The organism is Lysobacter sp. F6437 (genome assembly GCF_052547215.1).
In genome coordinates, this window is record NZ_JBQWRB010000002.1 from 20,469 (window position 1) to 41,659 (window position 21,191).

18 protein-coding genes are annotated in these 21,191 nt (G+C 69.3%); 5 read left to right on the forward strand and 13 right to left on the reverse strand.

The features are described 5' to 3' along the window. Positions 1 to 67 precede the first annotated feature (67 nt). The gene (locus tag ACT9F5_RS08625; protein WP_445119541.1) at positions 68 to 1,918 is read right to left on the reverse strand and encodes a M48 family metalloprotease; all 1,851 of its coding nucleotides are present in this window, start codon (positions 1,916 to 1,918) and stop codon (positions 68 to 70) included. Positions 1,919 to 2,019: 101 nt separating this feature from the next. Here ACT9F5_RS08625 and speE point away from each other — a divergent pair, with 101 nt between their 5' ends. Then, positions 2,020 to 2,871, forward strand: coding sequence for a polyamine aminopropyltransferase (gene speE, locus ACT9F5_RS08630; protein WP_445119542.1), 852 nt, complete (start codon positions 2,020 to 2,022; stop codon positions 2,869 to 2,871). On the opposite strand, the gene ACT9F5_RS08635 is transcribed toward speE, so the two are convergent. Further along, the gene (locus ACT9F5_RS08635) at positions 2,872 to 3,210 is read right to left on the reverse strand and encodes a P-II family nitrogen regulator (RefSeq protein ID WP_445119543.1); all 339 of its coding nucleotides are present in this window, start codon (positions 3,208 to 3,210) and stop codon (positions 2,872 to 2,874) included. A 190-nt stretch (positions 3,211 to 3,400) separates the two neighbouring features. Here ACT9F5_RS08635 and ubiK point away from each other — a divergent pair, with 190 nt between their 5' ends. Further along, positions 3,401 to 3,694 carry a ubiquinone biosynthesis accessory factor UbiK gene (gene ubiK, locus ACT9F5_RS08640; RefSeq protein WP_445119544.1) on the forward strand — a complete coding sequence of 98 codons (294 nt, stop codon included), beginning with the start codon at positions 3,401 to 3,403 and terminating at the stop codon, positions 3,692 to 3,694. A gap of 9 nt (positions 3,695 to 3,703) precedes the next feature. After that, a complete protein-coding gene (locus ACT9F5_RS08645; protein ID WP_445119545.1) occupies positions 3,704 to 5,218 on the forward strand; it encodes a YifB family Mg chelatase-like AAA ATPase in 1,515 nt (504 codons plus the stop codon). A 9-nt stretch (positions 5,219 to 5,227) separates the two neighbouring features. On the opposite strand, the gene ACT9F5_RS08650 is transcribed toward ACT9F5_RS08645, so the two are convergent. Then, entirely contained in the window at positions 5,228 to 6,406 is a 1,179-nt protein-coding gene (locus ACT9F5_RS08650; RefSeq protein WP_445119546.1) for a putative peptide maturation dehydrogenase, read from the reverse strand. A gap of 99 nt (positions 6,407 to 6,505) precedes the next feature. Between ACT9F5_RS08650 and ACT9F5_RS08655 the strand changes: the two genes are divergently transcribed. Then, a complete protein-coding gene (locus tag ACT9F5_RS08655; RefSeq protein WP_445119547.1) occupies positions 6,506 to 6,829 on the forward strand; it encodes an NHLP-related RiPP peptide in 324 nt (107 codons plus the stop codon). Here the strand turns inward: ACT9F5_RS08655 and ACT9F5_RS08660 are convergent. The 4 genes from ACT9F5_RS08660 to aceB form a co-directional block, all read right to left on the reverse strand. After that, a complete protein-coding gene (locus ACT9F5_RS08660; RefSeq protein WP_445119548.1) occupies positions 6,745 to 9,435 on the reverse strand; it encodes a putative peptide modification system cyclase in 2,691 nt (896 codons plus the stop codon). The genes ACT9F5_RS08655 and ACT9F5_RS08660 overlap by 85 nt on opposite strands. Positions 9,436 to 9,448: 13 nt before the next feature. Then, on the reverse strand, positions 9,449 to 10,516 hold the full coding sequence (locus ACT9F5_RS08665) for a diguanylate cyclase domain-containing protein (protein ID WP_445119549.1): 1,068 nt from the start codon (positions 10,514 to 10,516) through the stop codon (positions 9,449 to 9,451). A gap of 131 nt (positions 10,517 to 10,647) precedes the next feature. Beyond that, positions 10,648 to 11,943, reverse strand: a complete 1,296-nt coding sequence (gene aceA / locus ACT9F5_RS08670; protein ID WP_445119550.1) for an isocitrate lyase — start codon at positions 11,941 to 11,943, stop codon at positions 10,648 to 10,650. 165 nt (positions 11,944 to 12,108) lie between these two features. Then, a complete protein-coding gene (aceB, locus tag ACT9F5_RS08675; RefSeq protein WP_445119551.1) occupies positions 12,109 to 13,812 on the reverse strand; it encodes a malate synthase A in 1,704 nt (567 codons plus the stop codon). A gap of 159 nt (positions 13,813 to 13,971) precedes the next feature. On the opposite strand from aceB, the gene ACT9F5_RS08680 reads away from it, so the two are divergent. Continuing rightward, complete coding sequence (locus ACT9F5_RS08680) at positions 13,972 to 14,916, forward strand: LysR substrate-binding domain-containing protein (protein WP_445119552.1); 945 nt, start codon at positions 13,972 to 13,974, stop codon at positions 14,914 to 14,916. 21 nt (positions 14,917 to 14,937) lie between these two features. On the opposite strand, the gene ACT9F5_RS08685 is transcribed toward ACT9F5_RS08680, so the two are convergent. The 6 genes from ACT9F5_RS08685 to ACT9F5_RS08710 all read right to left on the reverse strand — a co-directional run bounded on the left by ACT9F5_RS08685 (position 14,938) and on the right by ACT9F5_RS08710 (position 21,027). Further along, on the reverse strand, positions 14,938 to 16,398 hold the full coding sequence (locus tag ACT9F5_RS08685; protein ID WP_445119553.1) for a glycosyltransferase: 1,461 nt from the start codon (positions 16,396 to 16,398) through the stop codon (positions 14,938 to 14,940). A 183-nt stretch (positions 16,399 to 16,581) separates the two neighbouring features. Next, the gene (locus ACT9F5_RS08690) at positions 16,582 to 17,187 is read right to left on the reverse strand and encodes a 1-acyl-sn-glycerol-3-phosphate acyltransferase (protein WP_445119554.1); all 606 of its coding nucleotides are present in this window, start codon (positions 17,185 to 17,187) and stop codon (positions 16,582 to 16,584) included. Positions 17,188 to 17,196: 9 nt separating this feature from the next. Further along, positions 17,197 to 17,613 carry an alternative ribosome rescue aminoacyl-tRNA hydrolase ArfB gene (arfB, locus tag ACT9F5_RS08695; RefSeq protein ID WP_445119555.1) on the reverse strand — a complete coding sequence of 139 codons (417 nt, stop codon included), beginning with the start codon at positions 17,611 to 17,613 and terminating at the stop codon, positions 17,197 to 17,199. A gap of 153 nt (positions 17,614 to 17,766) precedes the next feature. Further along, positions 17,767 to 18,486 carry a pseudouridine synthase gene (locus ACT9F5_RS08700; protein WP_445119556.1) on the reverse strand — a complete coding sequence of 240 codons (720 nt, stop codon included), beginning with the start codon at positions 18,484 to 18,486 and terminating at the stop codon, positions 17,767 to 17,769. A gap of 214 nt (positions 18,487 to 18,700) precedes the next feature. Then, on the reverse strand, positions 18,701 to 20,374 hold the full coding sequence (ubiB, locus tag ACT9F5_RS08705; protein WP_445119557.1) for a ubiquinone biosynthesis regulatory protein kinase UbiB: 1,674 nt from the start codon (positions 20,372 to 20,374) through the stop codon (positions 18,701 to 18,703). Continuing rightward, the gene (locus tag ACT9F5_RS08710; RefSeq protein ID WP_445119558.1) at positions 20,371 to 21,027 is read right to left on the reverse strand and encodes an SCP2 sterol-binding domain-containing protein; all 657 of its coding nucleotides are present in this window, start codon (positions 21,025 to 21,027) and stop codon (positions 20,371 to 20,373) included. The genes ubiB and ACT9F5_RS08710 overlap by 4 nt, the downstream gene beginning before the upstream one ends. Positions 21,028 to 21,191: the final 164 nt, after the last annotated feature.

Below are 21,191 nucleotides of genomic sequence, written 5' to 3' on the forward strand. Positions count from 1 at the left end.
CGGGGTACCGGCAGTTGTGGGGACGCGCATTCTATCGCCCCCGCCGGATCCATCGGTGATGGATGCGCTAGCGCCCGCCGTGGACCGGGCCGCCCGACGCGTTCTTCACCCGGCTGGCCACGGTCTTCTGGTTGCCGGCGGTGAAGACGATGAAGCTGCCCGGCATCTCGATCATTTCCGCCAGTTCGCCCAGCAACTTGTCCTCGCTGAAGACGATGCCGCTGAAGGCAACCAGCACCACGTGGTGCGGGACACCGGAGGTATCGCCCTTGAGCAGCTTGCGTGCGATCCACGCCTTCCTGACGCGGCCATGCTGTTCCAGCACGTCCAGCAACGCCTGCAGTTCCGCGTCGTCCAGCGCGTGGCGGCTGAACCTGTCGCCGCGGGTCAACTCCTGGCGACCGTAGGCGGCATCGATCGCGCGCGCCCGGATCGCCCGCAGGCGGTCGCGGATCGTGGCGCGCTGGGCCAGGTCGCCGCGGCGCCGGTAATACGCATCTAGTTCGTGCAGGCCCGGTTCGACGGCATCCGGATCCAGGTCCATCGCCTTGCGCATGTGCCCGACCCCGGCGCTGTCGTCGCGTGACAACAGCAGCGCGCCGAGCCGGTAATGGCCCATCGGGTGGTCGGGCAGGTAGGCCAGTGCCGCGCGATACAGCGGCGCGGCATCGGTGTCGGGACGCAGGTCCTCGACCAGCCGCGCGTACTCCATCGCTTCGTCGTCGCTGCGGGTCGGCAAGGCCTCCAGCCGGGCCAGTTGCGCCTGGTCGCGACCGTGCTGCTCGTGGCGGTGGCGCCATTGCTCGCCGACGCCCTCGCGCCACTCGTGGCTGAAGTGTTCCTCCAGCAACGATTGCAACGGTCCCAGCAAACTGTCGGCAGCGGAACGCAGCGGTGGCGGAACCAGCGCGGGTTCGACCTCGAGGAACGCGAGCCGCTGCGACAGCGTCGGATGGGTATCCTCCAGCCCGGGCTGCTCCTGCAGCAGCGCGGCCAGGCGGCTGGCCTCGTCCATGCCGGGCCGGGCCAGGTGCCCCGCCATGTCGCGATACAGCGCCTGCGGCGGATGTGGCTGGGTGTGCGCGGCATTGCGCACGCCCGGCCAGAAATCGCGGTCGAGCTGCTCGCTGCCCAGGTTGATGCGCACCAGCGCCTGTGCCGCGACCTTCGGCCCGGCGACCGTCGCCGCCATCGCGTCCGCTTCGTATTCGTTGCTGCGCGCGAGCACGAAGCTGTAGGCGTTGAAGTAGGGCGCGTACCAGTCGAAGAACCGGGTGAACAGACGCACCACCCACGAGCGGCGCAGTTCCAGCTCCTCCAGCACCCGGAACCAGCTCTCGCGCACCCGGTAGATCCAGCCGGCGAAGCGGCCGTGCCCGCCACCGAAATGACCGAACTCGTGCGCGACCACGGCGCCGAACTGGTGGCGGTCGAGCAGTTGCAGCAATGGCAGGCCGAGGACCAGGTAGTGCTCGCTGCCGAGCAGCCCCATTGCCCGCGGCATCGAGGCCGCGGCCGCGTTGAGCCGGTTGTCGATGATGATGCCGGCCAGCGGCGGCGCGCCGGCCTGGTTGCGCAGGTGTTCGATCTCGGCCCGCAACTCCGGCGCCTCGCCGTCGCGCAGGCGGTAGCCGTCGGGTGCGTCGAACTTCATCCACAGCGCGCGCAGGATCACCCAGCCGAAGGCGACCGGGATCCAGACCACCTTCAACAGGTTGAGCAACAGCAATGGACTGATTGCCACCAGTACCAGCACCAGCCCGGCCGACATCCCCAGCGCGAGCAATACCGAGCCGCCCAGCACCACGAAGCCAAGCCCCGCCAGCAACCCCAGTTTGAGCCGGTAGCGTCCCGGCGCCTCGCGTGCCTCGCGCTCAAGCCGTTCGACCAATCCCCGATAAGCCTCTACCGATCGCATCCTGTCCCTCCCCCCGAGGTCGCCGATATCCTAAGCGACGTTGACGGGTGCGTCGCAAGCCTTCGCTACAATTCGCGCCTGCCCCCGCTGGACGAACACCGATGACCCCCGACACCACCTGGCACTACGAGAATTTCGAACCCACCGGTTCCGCGATTGGTTACCGCATCACCCGCAAGCTCGACGAGGTGCAGTCGCCGTTCCAGAAGATCGAGATCTTCGAGAGCACCGACTGGGGCAACCTGATGCTGATCGACGGCGCGATGATGCTGACCACGCGCGACAATTTTTTCTACCACGAGATGATGTCGCACCCCGCGCTGTTCACCCACGCGGCACCGAAGAACGTCGTCATCATCGGCGGCGGCGACTGCGGCACGCTGCGCGAGGTGCTCAAGCATCCGGGCGTCGAGAAGGCGGTGCAGTGCGACATCGACGAGCAGGTCACGCGGATGTCGGAGAAGCATTTCCCCGAGCTGTGCGAGTCCAACGACGACCCCCGCGCGCAATTGCTGTTCGACGACGGCATCGCCTACATGAAGAACTGCGCACCCGGCAGCCTCGACATCGTCATCGTCGACTCGACCGACCCGGTCGGCCCCGCCGAGGGCCTGTTCAACAAGGCGTTCTTCGAATCCTGCTTCCGCGCGCTGAAGGACGACGGCATCCTGGTGCAGCAGTCCGAGTCACCGCTGGCACTGCTGGAGCTGATCAGGGAAATGCGTGCGGAAATGGGCAAGGCGGGCTTCACGTCGTTCCAGACCCTGCCGTTCCCGCAGCCGTGCTATCCGACCGGCTGGTGGAGCTGCACGCTGGCGCGCAAGTCGGGCGGCTTCGACTTCCGCGAGGCCGACGCGCGCGCCAAGTCGTTCGACAGCCGGTACTACAGCGCCGACATCCACAAGGGCGCGCAGTCGCTGCCGCCGTTCGTGGCGGCGGCGCTCGGGGAATAGCTACAGCGCGTCGCCGTCCAGCTCGCCGGTGCGGATGCGCACCACCCGGTCGAGGTCGGACACGAAGATCTTGCCGTCGCCGATCTTGCCGGTGCCGGCGGCCTTCATGATCGCCTCGACCACGGTGTCGGCCTGCTCGTCGGTGACCGCGACCTCCAGCTTGATCTTGGGCAGGAAGTCGACCACGTACTCGGCGCCGCGGTACAGCTCGGTGTGGCCCTTCTGGCGGCCGAAGCCCTTGACCTCGGTGGCGGTGATGCCGGCCACGCCGGCCTCGGCCAGCGCCTCGCGGACGTCGTCGAGCTTGAACGGCTTGATCACCGCCATGATCATCTTCATCGGGTTGCCTCCATTTCGATGGCGCCAGAATAGCCGAGCCGCCCGGAGCCGCCACCCCGGCCTTGCAGCCGATACGCTAAGGTATCGCCCTCCCGCGTGTCGGATTTTTCCTACGGCAGCTCGCGGCGTCCGCTGACGGCGCAATGACGGCCGGTCGGCGATGCTGGCGGTACTGCCGGAGGAGCCACCCATGATCGACCTCAACCACATCGACGAGCTTGCCCGCCGCCTCAGCAGCCTGGTGCCGCCGGGCCTGCGCGAGAGCCGCGACGAGCTGCAGCAGAACTTCAAGTCGGTGCTGCAATCGGGCCTGTCGAAACTCGACCTGGTGACCCGCGAGGAGTTCGACGTCCAGCGCGCGGTATTGCTGCGCACCCGCGAGAAGCTCGAGCAACTGCAGCGCGCGGTCGCCGAACTGGAAGCCCAGGTCGGCGCTGCGCCAACCGGCAGCGCGCCCGGCGACCCACTGCCACCGCGCCACTGAGGCGCCGCCATGAACCTGGCGCTCGTGCACAGCCGTGCACGGACGGGCGTGCGCGCGCCCGCGGTCCGGGTCGAGGTGCACCTCGGCGGCGGACTTCCCTCGATGTCGATCGTCGGCCTGCCCGAAGCGGCGGTGCGCGAAGCCAAGGACCGGGTGCGGGCGGCGATCCAGTGCGCGCAACTGGAATTCCCGGCGCGCCGGATCACCGTCAACCTGGCACCGGCCGACCTGCCCAAGGGCGGTGGGCGCTTCGACCTGCCGATCGCGCTGGGCATCCTCGCCGCCAGTGGCCAGGTGCCGCTCGAAGCGCTGAACGAGTACGAGTTCCTCGGCGAACTGGGCCTGACCGGGCAGTTGCGTGAAGTCGACGGGGTACTGCCGGCGGCGCTGGCGGCGGCCGATGCCGGGCGCAAGCTGATCATCCCGGCCGGCAACGGTGCCGAGGCTGCGCTGGTCGGCCGCGCCGAGGTGCAGGTGGCGCGCACGCTGCTGGAGGTCTGCGCCATGTTGTCGACCGGCGCATCACTGCCGGCCCCGGTCGCTCCACCGCCGGTACGCCTGCCCGGCCCCGACCTGCGCGACGTCCGCGGCCAGTTGCACGCGCGGCGCGCACTGGAAGTCGCCGCCGCCGGCGGTCACCACCTGCTGCTGATCGGCCCGCCCGGTTGTGGCAAAAGCCTGTTGGCCGCGCGTTTGCCGGGGCTGTTGCCGGAAGCCAGCGAAGAAGAGGCGCTGGAATCGGCGGCCATCACCTCGATCAGCGGGCGCGGGCTCGATCCGGCCAATTGGCGCGCCCGCCCGTTCCGCAGCCCGCACCACACCGCCAGCGCGGTCGCGCTGGTCGGCGGCGGCGCCGATCCGCGACCCGGCGAGATTTCGCTGGCCCACCACGGCGTGCTTTTCCTCGACGAACTGCCCGAGTGGGAGCGACGCGCGCTGGAGGTATTGCGCGAACCGCTGGAGTCCGGCGTCGTCACCGTCTCGCGCGCCGCCCGCAGCGCCGAGTTCCCGGCCCGGTTCCAATTGGTCGCGGCGATGAATCCCTGCCCCTGCGGTTGGGCCGGCGACCCGAGCGGTCGCTGCCAATGCAGCCCGGACGTGGTCCGTCGCTACCGCGGCCGGGTCTCCGGACCGTTGCTGGACCGCATCGACCTGCACGTCGAAGTCCCACGCCTGCCACCGGCCGAATTGCGTCCCGACGCCCCCGAAGGCGAACCCAGTGATATCGTCCGCGCCCGCGTCCTGCAGGCACGCGCGTTGCAGGACGCCCGCGCCGGCAAGCCCAACGCCCGCCTCGGCCAAGCCGAGACCAGCGTCACCTGCCGCCTGTCCAACCCCGACCACGCCCTGCTCGAGCACGCGGTCGAACAACTGCAACTGTCAGCGCGTTCGATGCACCGGATCGTGCGCGTCGCCCGCACCATCGCCGACCTCGCCGACAGCCCGCACATCCGTACCCCGCATTTGACCGAGGCGATCGGTTACCGGCGGATGGACCGCGGGGTGGCGCTGGAACCGGCCTGACGACTGCCCTCAATCAGCGGCGGCCATCGTTTCCCATATCACGCCGACCGGGTCGAGCTCCGTGGTCTCCATCGCCTCGCCGCGCCAACCGAAGCCGCAGACCGCCATCGCGCCATCGCGGACCGGGTCGAGCCCGAACGCCCGCTCGATCGGTACCTCGTTGATCGCACCGGTGATGAAGGCGCCCAGGCCCGCTTCGGTCGCCGACAGGTACAGCGTCTGCGACAGGTGTCCCGCTTCCAGCGCGATCACCCGATAGGCCTTGGCATGCTGGCGGTACTTCCAGAACGTGCGGTCGAAGCGCGGCGCCAGCACGACCAGTACGTGGGCGTCGGCGAACCAGTGCTGGTGGGCGACCGCCTGCATCGCGAACCCGCGCAGCGGCAACGCCGGCATCGGCAGTGGCTCCAGCGCGTGGTCGAGCGCGTGGTAGTGGTACAGGCCGGGCGCCACGTCCTCCACGTTCTGCACCAGCAGGTAGGCCTCGACCGGGTGCAGGCCACCGCCCGAGGGGCTGGTCTTCTTGACGAACACGGTGTCCTCGCAGGCGTGGACCTGGGCCTGCACCGAGAACACCCGCTGCAGCAACTGCGCGAACAACGCGCGCGGCAGCGGCCGGGCGGCGTCGAAATTGCGGCAGGTCACGCGCCGGCCGAGCAGCTGGTCGAACGCGGTCGGCTCCGCGCGGGGCAGCGGCACTGACGAGGACGCCTCGCCACGGCTGGGTGCGGCCACCGGCGGCGGGCCGAATGCCGCGCGCATCTGCTCCGGGGTTTCGGTGCCGCTGTCGCGCATGCCCTGGACGGTGTCGAGCGTGCTCCAGCGGGTGAACGCATGGAACGTTGCCGCGAGTGGATGCCATTGGGTCTCGCGCAGGCGCTCGTCGCGCTCCCGGTGGGCGGCGTGGCGCTTGCCACGCGCGACCACCAGCCCGCTTTTGAGCAGTTGCCTGACCGTTTCCGCGTCGCCGGCAAGCGCCTTCGTGTCCACCCAGTCAGTGGGGCTCAGGCGGCCGAGCAGCTCGCGTTCGCCGGCACTAACGTCCACCGCGGCTTCAAGGTGGGGTGCCAATGCGACCCAGCGGTGGGTCCGGTTCAATCCGTTGCCACCCGACAACAGGTTGTCCAGGTCGAAGCCCACCTCCTCGCGCGGCTCAAGCAACACGATCGAACACCTGCGGATCTGCATGAAAGCCCCTGATGGCCGGCGGATGCCGGTTGTAACGTCACTACCCCACGGCTAGATTCTGCAACGACACGCCCGCAACGGGCGAATGGGGGGAAGGGGATGGCGACGAAGAAGGCAACCGGGGGCCACGTGCCGCTGGACTCGAAGACGGCGGACAAGCTGCTGGACCTGCTCGGCAGCGACAACGAGTTCCGTCGACTGTTCAAGAAGGACGCGGCCGCAGCGCTCACCAAGGTTGGCTACGCGCCGGCGAAAGACCTGCCTGCGCAGGATTTCGGCAAAGTCGGCCGTATCGCGCCCAAAGCCGAGATCATGGCCGCGCGGACACAGCTCAAGAGTTACCTGGAATCGCCGTTTACGTTCAAGCGATGCAGCGACTGTTTCGAAGCCGGGAACGTGGCGACCACCCTGCGGCGCAAATAATCGGGCCAGGTCGCAACAGGCCAGGCGCGTTGGAACTCCACCAATGACGCCTGCGCCTGTTGTGGCTGGCCGGCCTGCTGCTGTACTTCCGCGGAATCAAGCAGGGCCAGATTGGTGTCTACAACATTGAGCAACTGCAGCGCTTGGGCACCCGCCGGCTCGGTATAGGCCAGCCCGCGCCGCGCGGCGATCCAGCGATCTTCCTCCAGTGTCAGGTCCAACTGTCCGTCGGACAGCAGGGCGTCGCGCAGCGCCACGTGCACCTGGAACAGTTCGTCGCCGTCGACCATGGCCTGCAGTTTCGACACGGCCGCACCGGGCTGGCCCTGCAACCGCAACTGGCCGGCCTCGACAATCATGAGCAACTGTCGCAATCGTGACGAACCCATGGTTTCGGCAACCGGTTCGATCCTGGGCAATGCCTGCTCAACCACTGCCTTATCCCCGTGGCGCTGGGAAAGGTACAGGCTTGCGAGCGCGACGTAGGCGAATTCGGCACGGTTTGGATGATCGGCCTGATCGGCCGCAGCCGCGGCAGTGTCAAACACCCGTCGGTACTCTGTCGCTTCGACCGTGTCCGGTGCATGCAGCGTCCGCGCGGCAAGGTCGACGAATGCCAGTTCGACGGCCAGGAATTCGTTCACCTCGCGCGCCGCGACCATGCCCTCGTTGGCGATCGCCAGACCACGACTCCACTGCCCCCCGTCCAGCGCCACCGCGGTCCGGTCGAGCCGACGGATCAGGCCGACCGTGCCGATATCCGGGTTCTCCATGTTCGCCGCCAATGCATCGGCGTCGGCGAACCGCCGCTGGGCGGCCAAGGCCACCACGTGCTGACGGCTGGGCCCTGACCCGGCGATCTCACCGGACTCGACCAGATGGCGGACGGCATCGGCGTAGTGTTCCCGTGCGAGTTCGATGCGGCCGAGCATGTTCAATGCCGCAGCGCGCAGGGGATTGTGCCGGGACGTGGCAGCCAGGGCAGCGGTGCGCGCGTCGTCGTAATCGCCCATGGAGAAAGCCATCCACGCATGGTTCTCCAAAGCCTGGAAATCATCCGGGTACATCGCGGCCAATGTCCGCCACGCCTTCGCTGACGCCTGCTCCGCCTGTGGGCCGAAACCAGCCGCCAGGGCCTCCACCGTCAACCGCTCATGGGTGGGCAGTCGCTCGCGCAGCTGCATCGCTTCGCTGATCGACTTCTTTGCGTTTACCTCATCACCGGCTGAAAGAAGAACCTGCGCCAAGCCCAAATGTCCCATCGCGAAGCCGGGGTCGAGTGCGGTCGCTCGTTCAAGATGATCAATCGCCATCGAATAGCGACCTTCGTCGAGGGCCTGCATTCCCAGCGCATAGGCCCGCAACGCGTCCAGGTCCTCGGTCGCGACCTTCGGCAGCGGCATCGAGTTTGCCTGCAACGCATCCAGTTCTTCACCCATCTTTCCCCGCAGGCTTGCGGTCACCTGGTCTATCGAAGCCAGCGCGGACTCGAGGCCCCGCCCATCGGCATAGTCGGAGTAGACCGTGGTCTGGCTGTTGGGGTCGATCAGTTCGACGCTGACCCGCAGGCGGCCACCGACTTCGGCGACGGTCGGCAGGATCACCGCGCGGGCACCGTCGCGGATCGCGATCTCGGAGGCGATGGCGCGGTCGAGTCCGGTGTCGGGCTCGCGCTGCATCCGCGCCAGGGTGTCGCGGGTCTTGAGGTCGCTGAGCAGGTTGACGTGGCGCGACTGCGCCAGGCTGATGCGGAATGCCTGCTCCAGCGAGTCATCCAGCAGCGGCTGGTCGGTCAGGTTGCGCAGGTCGGCCAGCACCACCCAATCGCGCTGGTTGAAGGCGATCGCCGGCTGCGGGCGGGTCGCGAACCAGGCCCCGAAACCTATCACTGCGACCAGCGCCAGCTCGGCCACCAGCGCGGCCGGTCGGCGCCACAACGGGATGTCGCGCCAGGCCTTGGGACCTCCGGGCGGGGCGCGCAGCGGGGTGATGCCGGGCTCGCCGACCTCGAATATCTGTTGCGGCTGCGGCACGCCCTTGAAACGCCAGCGACCGTGCGACTTCCACACGAGATGCTGGCCACGTTCGCCCAGTTCGCGCGCGGCGCGATGGGTCAGCGGCTCGGCCACCGCCGACATCAGCAATTGCCCGGGTCGCGCCATCGTCATCAGGCGCGCGGCCATCGGCTTGGCCAGGCCCTCGACCTCGATGGGTTTGGCACCGACGCGCACCGCCTCGTCGCTGTTGCGCCAACTCAATACCTCGCCGACATGCAGGCCGGCCCGCGCCTTGAGGTCGACGTCGTGCGGCGCACCGATCTGCTGCAGGCCGCGGAAATAATCGAGCGCGAAACCGAGGCCATCGATGGGACGCTCGAACAGCAACAGCAGGCCATCGGAGCGGTCGATCAGGCGACCGCGCCATTCGTTCTGCAGCTGCAACACGAGGCGGTCGTGGGCGCGGAACAGTTCGGCGGCGGCGCCATCGCCAAGCCGTTCGACCAACGCGGTCGAATCGACCAGGTCGGTCAGCAGGATCGTGCGCAGTTGCGGCACGTCGCGGGGTTCGACGGTGGGCGTGGCGACGGCGGTCGGCTGGACGTTCATCGGCTTGGGTTGCTCACGCCGGGGCCGGCGCGTCGTCCTGCCACTCTAACCGGTTGCCGCCGAGGCGTTTGGCGCGGTACAGCGCGGCGTCGGCGCGGGCGTACCAGTCGTTCCACTCGCCACGCCGGTCGACCAGGCAGGCACCCAGGCTGAGGTTGCAGATCAGCGGCGGCGTGTGCGGCATCTGCATCAGGCCATGCGCGGTCCCGACCACGAACTCCGCATACCGCAATACCTCCTCACGGCTATCGGCCTTGACCAGCAGGCAGAACTCGTCCCCCCCGAGGCGGCAGGCGATGTCGCCTGGACCGACCACCGAACGCAGGATGTTGGCGACGCCCTGCAACACCCGGTCGCCGACCAGGTGGCCGTGTTCGTCGTTGACGTGCTTGAAGCGGTCGCAGTCGACCAGCAGCAGGCCGAGGCCGCCGATGGCGTCGTTGCGGCGGCGTTCCTGCAGGTGCTGGGCGAGGCCGCGGCGGTTGTGCAGGCCGGTCAGCTCGTCGATGCGGATCAGCGTCTCGGTCTGGCTGAGCTGGTGGCTGGTGGCGCGCAGGCTGTCGAGCGCGGACTGCAGGTCCTGGTTGCGCCGGCGCAGGCGACGGATCAGCGCCTGCTCGTTGAGCACCACGCGCATGATCGCGCGGCGCAGGAAATGCGAGATCAGCTCGGGGCTGCGCTCGACCAGCCGCTGGAACTCCTCGTGGCGCAGTTCCAGCAATTCTCCATCGGTGATCGCGCGGGCATCGGCGCTGCGCGCATGGTCGCCGATCAGCAGGCCGAGCTCACCGAAGAACTCGCGCGGGACCAGGCACTTGCTGATGAGGTCGTCGCCGAAGTCCAGCTCGATCGTGCCGTGGGTGACCACGTACATCGTGGTGCCAAGGTCGCCGCGCCGGAACAGCGCCTCGCCGGCGTAGACCCGGCGCACCCGCGCGACCGACGCGAACAGCGCGTACTCCTCCGGCGACAGCTCGGCGGTGTCGGAGTCAGGCAGGGCAACGCGCGCGCCCGGATCGATCAGGCGGGCCTGGCTGGTTTGTTCGCGGGCCAGGATCGACCCCGCGGTATCACCTTTCATCCCACGACCCCCGGTTCCGTGGAGAGGCAGGATAGCACCTGACCTGAACAGTCAACGCACTATCCCGCGTGGGGCGGCCAAGCCGGCCGCAGGGGTATCCGCGGCGGCGGGTGGAAGGCTGGAAGGTGGTGTCAGGCGGCGGCGCGGCGGCCGGCGAACTGCTCCTCCTCGGTCGACCCCTTCAGCGCGATGGTCGAGGACTGGCCGCCCTGGATCACCTGGGTCACCGCGTCGAAATAGCCGGTGCCGACTTCGCGCTGGTGCTTGACCGCGGTGAAGCCCTGCTCGGCGGCGGCGAACTCGGCCTGCTGCAGCTCGACGAACGCGCTCATCTGCCGGCGCGCGTAGCCGTGGGCGAGCTGGAACATCGAATGGTTGAGCGCGTGGAAGCCGGCCAGGGTGATGAACTGGAACTTGTAGCCCATCGCCGCGAGTTCCCTCTGGAACCGGGCGATGGTGGCGTCGTCGAGATTGGCCTTCCAGTTGAAGCTTGGCGAGCAGTTGTAGGCCAGCAGCTTGCCGGGGTACCTGGCGTGGATCGCCTCGGCGAACCTGCGGGCGAACTCCAGGTCCGGCTTGCCGGTCTCGCACCAGACCAGGTCGGCGTACGGCGCGTAGGCGAGGCCGCGGCTGATCGCCTGGTCGATGCCCTTGCGGGTCTTGAAGAAGCCTTCGACGGTGCGCTCGCCGGTGGTGAATTCGGCATCGTTGTCGTCGATGTCGCTGGTCAGCAGGTCGGCGGCCTCGGCGTCGGTGCGCGCGACGATCAGGGTCGGCACGCCCATGACGTCGGCGGCCAGTCGCGCGGCAACCAGCTTCTCGACCGCCTCGCGGGTCGGCACCAGCACCTTGCCGCCCATGTGGCCGCACTTCTTGGCGGACGCGAGCTGGTCCTCGAAATGCACGCCGGCGGCGCCGGCCTCGATCATGCCCTTCATCAGCTCGAAGGCGTTGAGCACGCCACCGAAGCCGGCCTCGGCGTCGGCCACGATCGGCTGCAGGAAGTCGATGTCGTCCTGCCCTTCCGCATGCTGGATCTGGTCGGCGCGCAGCAAGGTGTTGTTGATGCGCTTGACCACCGCCGGCACCGAGTCGGCCGGGTACAGCGACTGGTCGGGGTACATCTGGCCGCCGAGGTTGGCGTCGGCGGCGACCTGCCAGCCCGACAGGTAGATCGCCTTGAGGCCGGCCTTGACCTGCTGCATCGCCTGGTTGCCGGTCATCGCGCCGAGCGCGTTGACGAAGGGCTCGGTGTTGAGCGATTGCCACAGCTTGTTGGCACCGAGGGTGGCGAGGCTGTGCTCGACGGTGACGGTGCCGCGCAGGCGCACGACTTCCTCGGCGGAATACGCACGCTGGACGCCGGCCCAGCGCGGGTCGGTGGTCCACTGGTGGCGGAGTTGCTCGGCGGTGGGCTGGGTGGTCATGGCGGTGGGTCCTTGGGTGGGCGGATGTGGGCTGCGTGTATCCGGGCTTTGCAGGAGCGGCTTCGGCCGCGATCGGGTGGTTGATCGCCCGCGCCGGCTTCGGATCGCGGCTGAAGCCGCTCCTACAACGGCAGGGAGTCCGGTGGGACAGGAGGAAATCGCGGGTCAGTCGAGGCGGCGGTAGGCGGGGATCGTCAGGAAGTCCTCGAGGGTGTCGGCGTGGCACAGGCGGTCGAGCATCCCGATCGCCTCGTTGATGCGGCTGGCGCCGGGCAGTTGGTGGCGGTCGCCGAGCTTGCTCGGCAGCGCCAACAGGGCCCGGTCGAGCAGCGCGAAATCGATCGGGGTGCCGTCATCGAGATGCAACGGTTCGCGGATGGCTCGTGGCGATGCCGGCGTCCCGGCGCCAAGCTGGCGGGCCGCGCCGTGCGCGGGAAGATCGGCGTGGTGGAGCCATTGCCACAGCTGCGCGCGGGCGATCTCGGCGGTGGCGGCGTCCTCCATCAGCCAGTGGATCGGCACGCAGCCGTTGCCGTCGAGCCAGGCGGCGAGGTAGCGCACGCAGACCTCGACGTTGCCGTCGAAGCCGGCGCGGGTGACGGTGCCGACCGCCGGCTTGAGCAGGTCATCGCGGCCGACGCAGGCGTCCGCGCGGCGCAGCAGCTGCTGGTTCGCGCCGGGCATGCGCTCGTCGAACACCTCGCGGGCGAGCGGGATCAGCGCCGGGTGCGCGACCCACGTGCCGTCATGGCCGGCGGTGACCTCGCGCAGCTTGTCGGCGCGGACCTTGGCGAGGGCGGCGTCGTTGGCGGCCGGGTCGTTGCCGATCGGGATCTGCGCGGCCATCCCGCCCATCGCGTGGGCGCCGCGGCGATGGCAGGTCTGGATCAGCAGTTCGGAATAGGCGCGCAGGAACGGCGCGGTCATGCCGACCTGGCCGCGTTCGGGCAGCACCCGCTCCGGATGCGCGCGCAGGGTCTTGATGTAGCTGAAGATGTAGTCCCAGCGCCCGCAGTTGAGGCCGGCGATGCGGCCGCGCAGCGCGTGCAGGATCTCGTCCATCTCGAACGCCGCCGGCAGGGTCTCGATCAGCACGGTGACCTTGATCTGCCCAGCCGGCAGGCCCAGCGCGCGCTCGATGTGGCCGAGCACGTCGTTCCACAGCGCCGCCTCTTCCATGCATTCGAGCTTGGGCAGGTAGAAATAGGGTCCGCGGTCCTTCGCGGCGAGCACGTCCGAGTTGTGGAACGCGAACAGGCCGGCGTCGAAGAGGCTGGCCGACATCGCCTCGCCGCCGACCAGCACGTGCTTCTCGTCGAGGTGCCAGCCGCGCGGGCGCACCAGCAGCACGGCCTGCTCGGCGAAGGGCTTCAGCGCGTAGTGCTTGCCGGTATCCGAGGTGTGTTCCAGGGTGCCGGCAACCGCCGCGCGCAGCGCCTGCTGGCCGGCGACCAGGTTGGCCCAGGTCGGCGAGGTGCTGTCCTCGAAGTCGGCCATGAAGCAGTTGGCGCCGGAGTTTAGGGCGTTGACGACCATCTTCGGGTCGACCGGGCCGGTGATCTCGACCCGGCGGTCGAGCAGCGCGGCCGGCAGCGGCGCGACCGTCCAGTCGGATTCGCGGAGGGCGCGGGTGTCGGCGCGGAAGTCCGGCAACTGGCCGGCGTCGAAACCGGCCTGGCGCCGGCGGCGCGCGGCGAGCCGGGCCTGGCGGGCGGGTTCGAAGCGCTGGTGCAGATCGGCAAGCAGCGCCAGCGCAGCCGGGGTCAGCAATTGCGACTGGCCGGGGGCGATCGCGGTCACGCGCACTGCCGCGCCGGGATCGCCGGCCGTTTCCATCGAGTCCTGCTTCAGGGCCACCGCTGACGACATGCCTGCACTCCTGGTTGATCTGCTCTGGAGGCCGAACATGCGCTGCCGTCTTGTATATGACAATTCAGATTTTTCTATTATTTGTATTTGATCTACTTATATTTAATGATTCGATCGCGGCTGAAGCCGCTCCTACAAGGGCGCGGGATGTCTGGAAAAATGCGCTACGCCTACAAGGGCGACCGCCTGAAACCGCTGCGGGCGTTCTGCCAGGCGGTGCGGCTGGGCTCGGTATCGCGCGCGGCCGAGGCGCTGTTCCTGAGCCAGCCGGCGGTGACGCTGCAGTTGCAGGCGCTGGAGCGCGACATGGGCGCGCGGCTGCTGGAGCGCAGCGGCCGGCGGCTGGTGATGACCCGCGAGGGCGAGGCCCTCTACGAACTGGCGCGGCCGCTGGTGGAGGGCTTCGAAGGCCTCGACACGGCATTCCGCGAGCAACTGCGCGGGCTCGACGCCGGCGAGCTGCACGTCGCCGCGGGCAGTTCCACCATCCTCTACCTGCTGCCGGAGATCGTCGCCGCGTTCCGCGCCGCGCAGCCCGGGGTGCGGCTCAACCTGCACAACGTCACCGGCGCCGGCGGCCTGGAGCTGCTGCGCTCGGACGCGGTGGACCTGGCGGTCGGCTCGATGCTCGACGTCCCGGCCGACCTCGACTACGCCCCGGTCGCGCGCTTCGAGCCGATGCTGATCACCCCGCCCGACCATCCGCTCGCCCGCAAGAAGGACCTCGACCTGCACGACCTGTCGCCGTACGGACTGATCCTGCCGCCGCAGCGGCTGACCACCTACCGCATGGTCGACCTGGTGTTCCAGCGCAACCGGGTGCCGTACACGGTGGCGCTGGAGGTCGGTGGCTGGGAGGTGATCAAGCAGTACGTGGCGATGGGGCTGGGGATCAGCATCGTCACCGCGATCTGCCTGACCGAGGCCGATCGCAATCGGCTGGCGTCGCGCTCGCTTGCGGCCTGGTTTCCCGAGCGGACCTACGGCGTGGTGGTGCGCAAGGGCAAGTACCTGAGCCCGCAGGCGCGCGCGTTCACCGAGTTGATCAGGCCCGACCTGTTCGTGCGCACCGGCTACGACGCGACCGGTCATTCGGAGCGCTGAGCACGCCGGCCGCCGTGTTGCTCAGCGCCGCAATGCCCGTGCCGCGGCGCGCCGGTCGCCGTCGTTCTCGCGCTGCACGTACCAGCGGTGCTTGCGGGCCAGCCACAGGCGGCCGGCGAACCACAGCATCGCCGGCGGATCCAGCAGGATCAGGGCGTAGCGCAGCGGCGTCGCGGCCAGCCCCTGCAGCAGCGCCGTCCAGCGATGGCCCGGCCCGGCCAGCCGCAGCGTGATCGCCAGCGTCAGCGCCACCTCGATGCCGACCATCAATGCCAATGCACCCCACGCGCCGGCCAATGCCAGCGCCACCACCGTGACCGGGTAACCGATCCGTTCCAGCGCCAGCAGCAGCATGCCGGTACCGATCGGCCGGCCCCGCTGCAGGGTGACGCGCTCGCCGAACGGCTGCCGGTAGGCCTCGCGGACATGGCGCTGGTCGGCCGACGACGACTGGCCGCGTCGCGCGCGGCCACGGCGACGCAACCACTGGCGCAGCCGGTGGCGGGTCGCGACCAGCGGGGTGCGCAGCAGCGGGTCGAAGTACATGTCGTTCTGCAGCAACGCCGTGGTCCAGCGCCAGGCCTGCCGCGGCAGGTGTTGCCACTCCGGGTACTGCACCTGCGCAACCACGTCGGCGAGGCGGATGTTGCGGTAGCCCTCGGTCGCCAGCGCGCGGGCGATGAAGAGGTCCTCGACCGCGGTCAGGTCGTCGCCGCGCACGGGTTCGTAGCGGTCGAACATGTCCTTGAGGTAGCCGCGCCGGTAGGCGATCGCCTCGCCCGAGGGCGCTTCGATGCCGCCGCACTGGCACATCAGGCCGCAGTCGAGGAAACCCTGTTGCAACCGCGCGACGTGTGCGCGGTAGCCATCGCCGAGCCAGCGCCAGGCATGGTGCAGCGGGTCGTCGGATACCAGCGGGTCGCGCCAGGCGTCATCGCCGAGCCAGCGCTGGAACGGCGGCCGGGTCGAGATCGCCCGCCGCTGCACCGGCCGCAACGGCTCGACCGTGCCGCAGGCGCTGGCGATGCCGACGCCCTGGTACAGCTCGCGCACGCAGCGCTCGATGTAGTCGGGCGAGGCCAGCACGGTGTTGGCGTCGAGCACGAACAGCACGTCGCCGTCGAACTGGCGCGCCTGGCGTTTGATCGTGACCGCCTTGCCGACCGACCAGGTGCGCGTGACGATCTGCAAGTGGATGCCGTTGGCGCGGGCGAACTCGCGGGCCAGCTGCAGGCCGTGGTCGCGGCCGATGCCGCCGTCATCGACCAGCATCACCCGCCGCGGTTGCCGGGTCTGGCCGAGCAGCGAGGTCAGGCAATGGATGATGGTGTGCTGGTCGCGCCGGACCGGGATGACCACGTCGACGACCGCGGTCCGCCAGTCCTCGGCCGGGGTCGGCACGGTCGGTTCGGGGCCACGCCGGTGGCCGAGCGCCGCCAGCAGCGCGGCCGGCCCACAGACGAACCAGGGCGCGATCGCCATCGCTCAGCCCCGCCCGTCCGGGCACGGCGCCGGGGTCGCGAACTCGGGTTGGAACGCCGGGACCGACATTGCAGGCTCCGCGGCCATCCGCTGGCCGCTCGTGGCCGGGTCGGAAAACACCAACCCGGTCACAAAACATACGCAAATGCCGTGCCAATCCGGCAACCCGGGCCGTCGGGCCGGTCAGGACGTGCCGTGGTGCTTGCCCTGCCACGGCCGATACCAGTCGCGCAGGCGGGCGAGGTCGGCCTCCATGTCGTCGCTGGTGGTGAACGCCGGGCCGATGCCGATCACCTTGTCCGGGTAGTGGAAGTACACCGGCAGCACCGGCACCCGTGCCGCGTGGGCGATCTTCCAGAAGCCGGTCTTCCAGCGCTCGACCGGCTTGCGGGTGCCCTCCGGGGCGATGCCGAGCCAGAACCGGTCGGCCGAGTCGATCCGCGACGCCAGTTGCTCGACCACCCCGCGCGCCGCGCTGCGGTTGATCGCGATGATCCCGAGCCAGCGCATCAGCGGCCCCAGCGGTCCCCAGAACAACTGGTGCTTGCCGAGGATCTTGATGTCGAGCCCCAGCGCGAGCTTGGCCGCGAAGCCCCACACGCCGTCCCAGTTGGACGAGTGCGGCGCACCGATCAGCACCACCCGCGGGAGGTCGGGGAACTGGCCGGCCAGCCGCCAGCCGCCGAGTCGCAATACGGTGCGGCCGAGCCTACGGGTGAAGCGGTTGGGCGGCACGCGCGGCACGTTGGGCGGCAGCGGCGGCACGACGTCGTCGGTCGGTGGATGCATCGGTCGGTGTCAGTCCCAGTCGCGTCGGGTGCGCCCCTGCTTGATCGTACTGCGTTCGCGCTTGCCCGCCAGCCGGCGCTCCTTCGAACCGCGGGTCGGTTTGGTCGCGACCCGCTTCTTTGGCGCGTGCCGGCCAGCCTCGATGAAGTGGGCCAGCCGCTCGCGGGCGTCCTGGCGGTTGCGGTCCTGGGTGCGGAAGCGTTGCGCCGACAGCACCAGCACGCCGTCGCCGGTGACACGGCGGTCGCGCCGGGCCAGCAGGCGCTCGCGCACCGGTTCGGGCAACGACGGCGAGTTGGCGATGTCGAACCGCAGCTCGACCGCGGTCGCGACCTTGTTGACGTTCTGCCCACCCGGCCCGGCGGAACGCACGAAGCGCTCGACCAGCTCGGACTCGGGGATGCGGATGGAGCCGACCTCGATCATGCGGGGATTCTAGGGCACCGCCGCGGACCCATCGTTTCGCGCCCCCGACCGCGCGTCGGAGCCAGCCCAGCGCATGCTTTTGTAGGAGCGGCTTCAGCCGCGATCGGAGAGTCGGTCGCAGGTACCGATTCGAGATCGCGGCTGAAGCCGCTCCTACAGGGCATCAGGGTCGAAACCGTCGAACAGCGCCAATGCCTTCCCGAACTCCGCATCGACCGGCGCGACGACCTCGATCCGCGTTGCGCTGTGCGGATGCACGAACGCCAACCGCCGCGCGTGCAGCAGCATCCGGTGCACGCCGATCATGCGGAAGCTGCGGTTGTGCCGGCCGTCGCCGTGGCTGGTGTCGCCGATCAGATGATGGAACACGTGCTTGAGATGGCGACGGATCTGGCGGAAGCGGCCGGTCTGCGGCTGCGCGTTGAGCAGGGCGTAGCGCGAGGTGTCGAAGCCAGCCGACGGCCAGTCGCACTCGGTACGCGCGAGCACCTGGAAATGCGTCATCGCCGGCTTCTTCAGCAGCTTGCCGGGGCCGCCGTCGAGGTCATGATCGATGGTGAAATCGTCGACTTCCGGCCAGCCGCGGCAGACCGCCCAGTAGTCCTTCTCGACCTCGCGCGACATCAGCACCTTGCCGAGCGCGGAGGCGGTGTCGCGATCGAATGCCAGCAGCAGGCAGCCGCTGGTGGCGCGGTCGAGCCGGTGGACCAGGAAGATCGGCTTGTCGAACTGCAGGCGCAGGCGGTCGGCGGCGAAGTCGCTTTCGCCGCGTGCGAGGGCGCTGTCGTGGACCATCAGGCCGGCGGGCTTGTTGACCACGGCGAGGTGGTCGTCGGCGTACAGGACGCCGAGTGCGAGGGCGGGGTCGATCACGACGGCACCCGCTTGCGCCGGGGTTGCCGCCGGCGCGGTTGATGGGGTTGTTGCTGATGGGACAGTTGTAGGAGCGGCTTCAGCCGCGATCTGGAATCGACGCGGGCGACCGACTCTCCAATCGCGGCTGAAGCCGCTCCTACAAAAGCGCGCGCACGCCCGGCTGTGCACGCAGGGGCGATCCCCGCGATCGACAGGATTCCCGCCACCATGACTACCGCCGCGGCCACGCGGCCAGCAGCGCCCACAATCCGCCAACGCCGGCAATCCACGACGACAGCGGCACCGACCACAACGTCGGGCCGCCGGCGCCCAGCCCATGCAAGACCGCGGCGACGATCAGCAGGCCGACCCCGAGGATCGCCGCCACCGTGCTCTTGTGCGCCTCGCGCAGGTTGCGGCTCAGTTCGGCGAGGTCGCGCGACTGCATCTTCAGCTCGTGCTTGCCCTCGACCTGCTGGGTCAGCCAGGCGTGCAGCAGCCGCGGCATCTCCGGCGCGTGGGTCACCATCTCCGGCAACCGCTTCCTGAACTCGCCGAGCAACCGCTGCGGGCTGTAGCGCTCGACCAGGATCCTCGAAAGCACCGGCCGCGCGACCGCCCAGATGTCCAGCTTCGGGTCGAGCAGGCGCCCCACCCCTTCGATGTTGAGCAGGGTCTTCTGCAGCAGGATCAGCTGCGGCTGCAGGGTCAGCTCGTAACGCTGCGCGGTGCGGAACAATTTGAGCAGCACCTCGGCCAGCGAGATCTCGCTCAACGGGCGTGTGAAGTACGGCTCGCACACCGCGCGCGTCGCCGCTTCCAGCTCGTCGATGCGGATGTGCGGCGGCATCCAGCCGGCGCGCACGTGCAGTTCGGCGATGCGGCGGTAGTCGCGGTTGAAGATCGCCATGAAGTTCTCGGCGAGGTAGTACTGATCCTCGTCCGACAGCTGGCCCATGATCCCGAAATCCAGCGCGATGAAGCGCGGGTTGTGCTTGCGCGCCGGGTCGCTGTCGACCCAGATGTTGCCGGCGTGGGCGTCGGCGTGGAAGAAGTTGTCGCGGAACACCTGGGTGTAGAACACCCGCACGCCCTTCGCCGCGAGCGCGGGGCGGTTGATGCCGGCGGCGTCGAGCGCGGCGATGTCGTCGGACGGGATGCCGTGCACGCGTTCGAGCGTCAGCGTGCGGTCGGCGGTGTGGGTCCAGATCACCTCGGGCACGTAGAGGTCGTCGCTATGCAGCCAGAACCGCCGCAGCACGCTGGCGTTGGCGCCTTCGCGTTGCAGGTCGAGTTCGGCGGCGAGGGTGCTTTCGATCTCGATCACGATCTCGCGCGGGCGGATCTTGTCGGCGCTCGGATGGGTGCGGTCGACCACGCCGGCGATCGCGTTGAGCAGGGCGATGTCCTGCGCGATCTGGCGCTTGATGCCTGGGCGCAGGACCTTGACCACGACTTCGCGGCCGGGTGTCCCGTCGGCCGTCGGCAAGGTCGCCGCGTGCACTTGGGCGATCGAGGCCGACGCCAGCGGGGTGGTGTCGAACGTGGCGAATGCCTCGGCCACCGGCCGCTCCAGCGCGGCCTCGACGATCGCGCGCGCGGCATCGCCATCGAATGGCGCGACCCGGTCCTGCAGCAACGCCAGTTCCTCGGCGACGTCGGGCGGCACGAGGTCGCGGCGGGTCGAGAGGATCTGGCCGAACTTGACGAAGATCGGCCCGAGTTCCTGCAGCGCCAGTCGCAGCCGCGCGCCGCGCGGTTGCGCGGCGATCTCGCTGGACGCACGCGGCACGAACGGGCGCGCGAGCTTGAGCCAGCGTTCGGCCGGCGTACCGTCGAGCAGGTCGTCGAGGCGGTAGCGCAGCAGCACGCGACCGATCCGCCAAGCGCGGAAGAACGACTTCATGCGTCGCCACCGACTCGGGCGCGCAGGCCGGCGATGCGTGCGGCGGCGCGCTCGACGTCGTCGCGCAGTCCATCGACGTCATCGTGGAAAGCGTTGAGTTCGTCGCGCGGCACCACGTCGCGCGATTCCTCGGTGACGAACTCGGCGGCGTTGCCGGCGAACTCCTTCGCGGCGACGCGCGCATGGCGCAGACCGGCGGCGAGCGCGTTGGCAACCTGCACGCCGACCACGTCACCGAACACGCGCGCGAACGGTTGCTGCCAGTCCGGGTCGAAACGTTCGGCCAGCCGTTGCAGGCGGCGTGCGAGGTCGGCATCGCCTTCGATCCGGAGCTGTCCGACCGGCGGTGCGTCGTCGTTGCGCAGGAACGGCAGTTGCGAGATCAGTCCGCCAATCGTGCTGCGCACCGACAGGTCGGGCTCGCTCTCGCCGTCGACGGGGCCGACTTCAAGGCGCTCACCATTGACTGTCACCTGCAACGCCAGCGGCGGCGAAGTCAGCCGCAGGGCAACGCGGCGGCCGTCGAGCGCACGCAGGCTGTCGCGGGTATCGGGGTCGAGCGCCAGCGCGCGGTTGAGCGCGATTTCCAGCGCGTGCCCGGCAACGGGCTTGAGCCTGCCCAGCGGCGACGGTGAAGAGGGGGAGTCAGTCATCGGCGCATTCTAGCCGGGCGGGTGCGATGGTCCCGCACGCGCCGCCAAATCGCACTTCTGCCCTCCAGACCCCCGATTCTTGCTCCCGGCGATTACGGACGTCCTGTCCTCGCCGAGCTCTCGTTCCGCGCCCCCCGCTTTTGTAGGAGCGGCTTCAGCCGCGA

Bases quoted from the DNA above. Each gene is read 5' to 3' on its own strand.
- ACT9F5_RS08685 (WP_445119553.1), bottom strand. From the start codon at position 16,398: ATGGCGATCGCGCCCTGGTTCGTCTGTGGGCCGGCCGCGCTGCTGGCG.
- ubiB (WP_445119557.1), bottom strand. From the start codon at position 20,374: ATGAAGTCGTTCTTCCGCGCTTGGCGGATCGGTCGCGTGCTGCTGCGC.
- aceB (WP_445119551.1), bottom strand. From the start codon at position 13,812: ATGTCGTCAGCGGTGGCCCTGAAGCAGGACTCGATGGAAACGGCCGGC.
- speE (WP_445119542.1), top strand. From the start codon at position 2,020: ATGACCCCCGACACCACCTGGCACTACGAGAATTTCGAACCCACCGGT.
- ACT9F5_RS08690 (WP_445119554.1), bottom strand. From the start codon at position 17,187: ATGCATCCACCGACCGACGACGTCGTGCCGCCGCTGCCGCCCAACGTG.
- ACT9F5_RS08660 (WP_445119548.1), bottom strand. From the start codon at position 9,435: ATGAACGTCCAGCCGACCGCCGTCGCCACGCCCACCGTCGAACCCCGC.
- arfB (WP_445119555.1), bottom strand. From the start codon at position 17,613: ATGATCGAGGTCGGCTCCATCCGCATCCCCGAGTCCGAGCTGGTCGAG.
- ubiK (WP_445119544.1), top strand. From the start codon at position 3,401: ATGATCGACCTCAACCACATCGACGAGCTTGCCCGCCGCCTCAGCAGC.
- ACT9F5_RS08665 (WP_445119549.1), bottom strand. From the start codon at position 10,516: ATGAAAGGTGATACCGCGGGGTCGATCCTGGCCCGCGAACAAACCAGC.
- ACT9F5_RS08625 (WP_445119541.1), bottom strand. From the start codon at position 1,918: ATGCGATCGGTAGAGGCTTATCGGGGATTGGTCGAACGGCTTGAGCGC.
- ACT9F5_RS08655 (WP_445119547.1), top strand. From the start codon at position 6,506: ATGGCGACGAAGAAGGCAACCGGGGGCCACGTGCCGCTGGACTCGAAG.
- ACT9F5_RS08650 (WP_445119546.1), bottom strand. From the start codon at position 6,406: ATGCAGATCCGCAGGTGTTCGATCGTGTTGCTTGAGCCGCGCGAGGAG.
- ACT9F5_RS08635 (WP_445119543.1), bottom strand. From the start codon at position 3,210: ATGAAGATGATCATGGCGGTGATCAAGCCGTTCAAGCTCGACGACGTC.
- ACT9F5_RS08680 (WP_445119552.1), top strand. From the start codon at position 13,972: ATGCGCTACGCCTACAAGGGCGACCGCCTGAAACCGCTGCGGGCGTTC.
- ACT9F5_RS08710 (WP_445119558.1), bottom strand. From the start codon at position 21,027: ATGACTGACTCCCCCTCTTCACCGTCGCCGCTGGGCAGGCTCAAGCCC.
- ACT9F5_RS08645 (WP_445119545.1), top strand. From the start codon at position 3,704: ATGAACCTGGCGCTCGTGCACAGCCGTGCACGGACGGGCGTGCGCGCG.
- aceA (WP_445119550.1), bottom strand. From the start codon at position 11,943: ATGACCACCCAGCCCACCGCCGAGCAACTCCGCCACCAGTGGACCACC.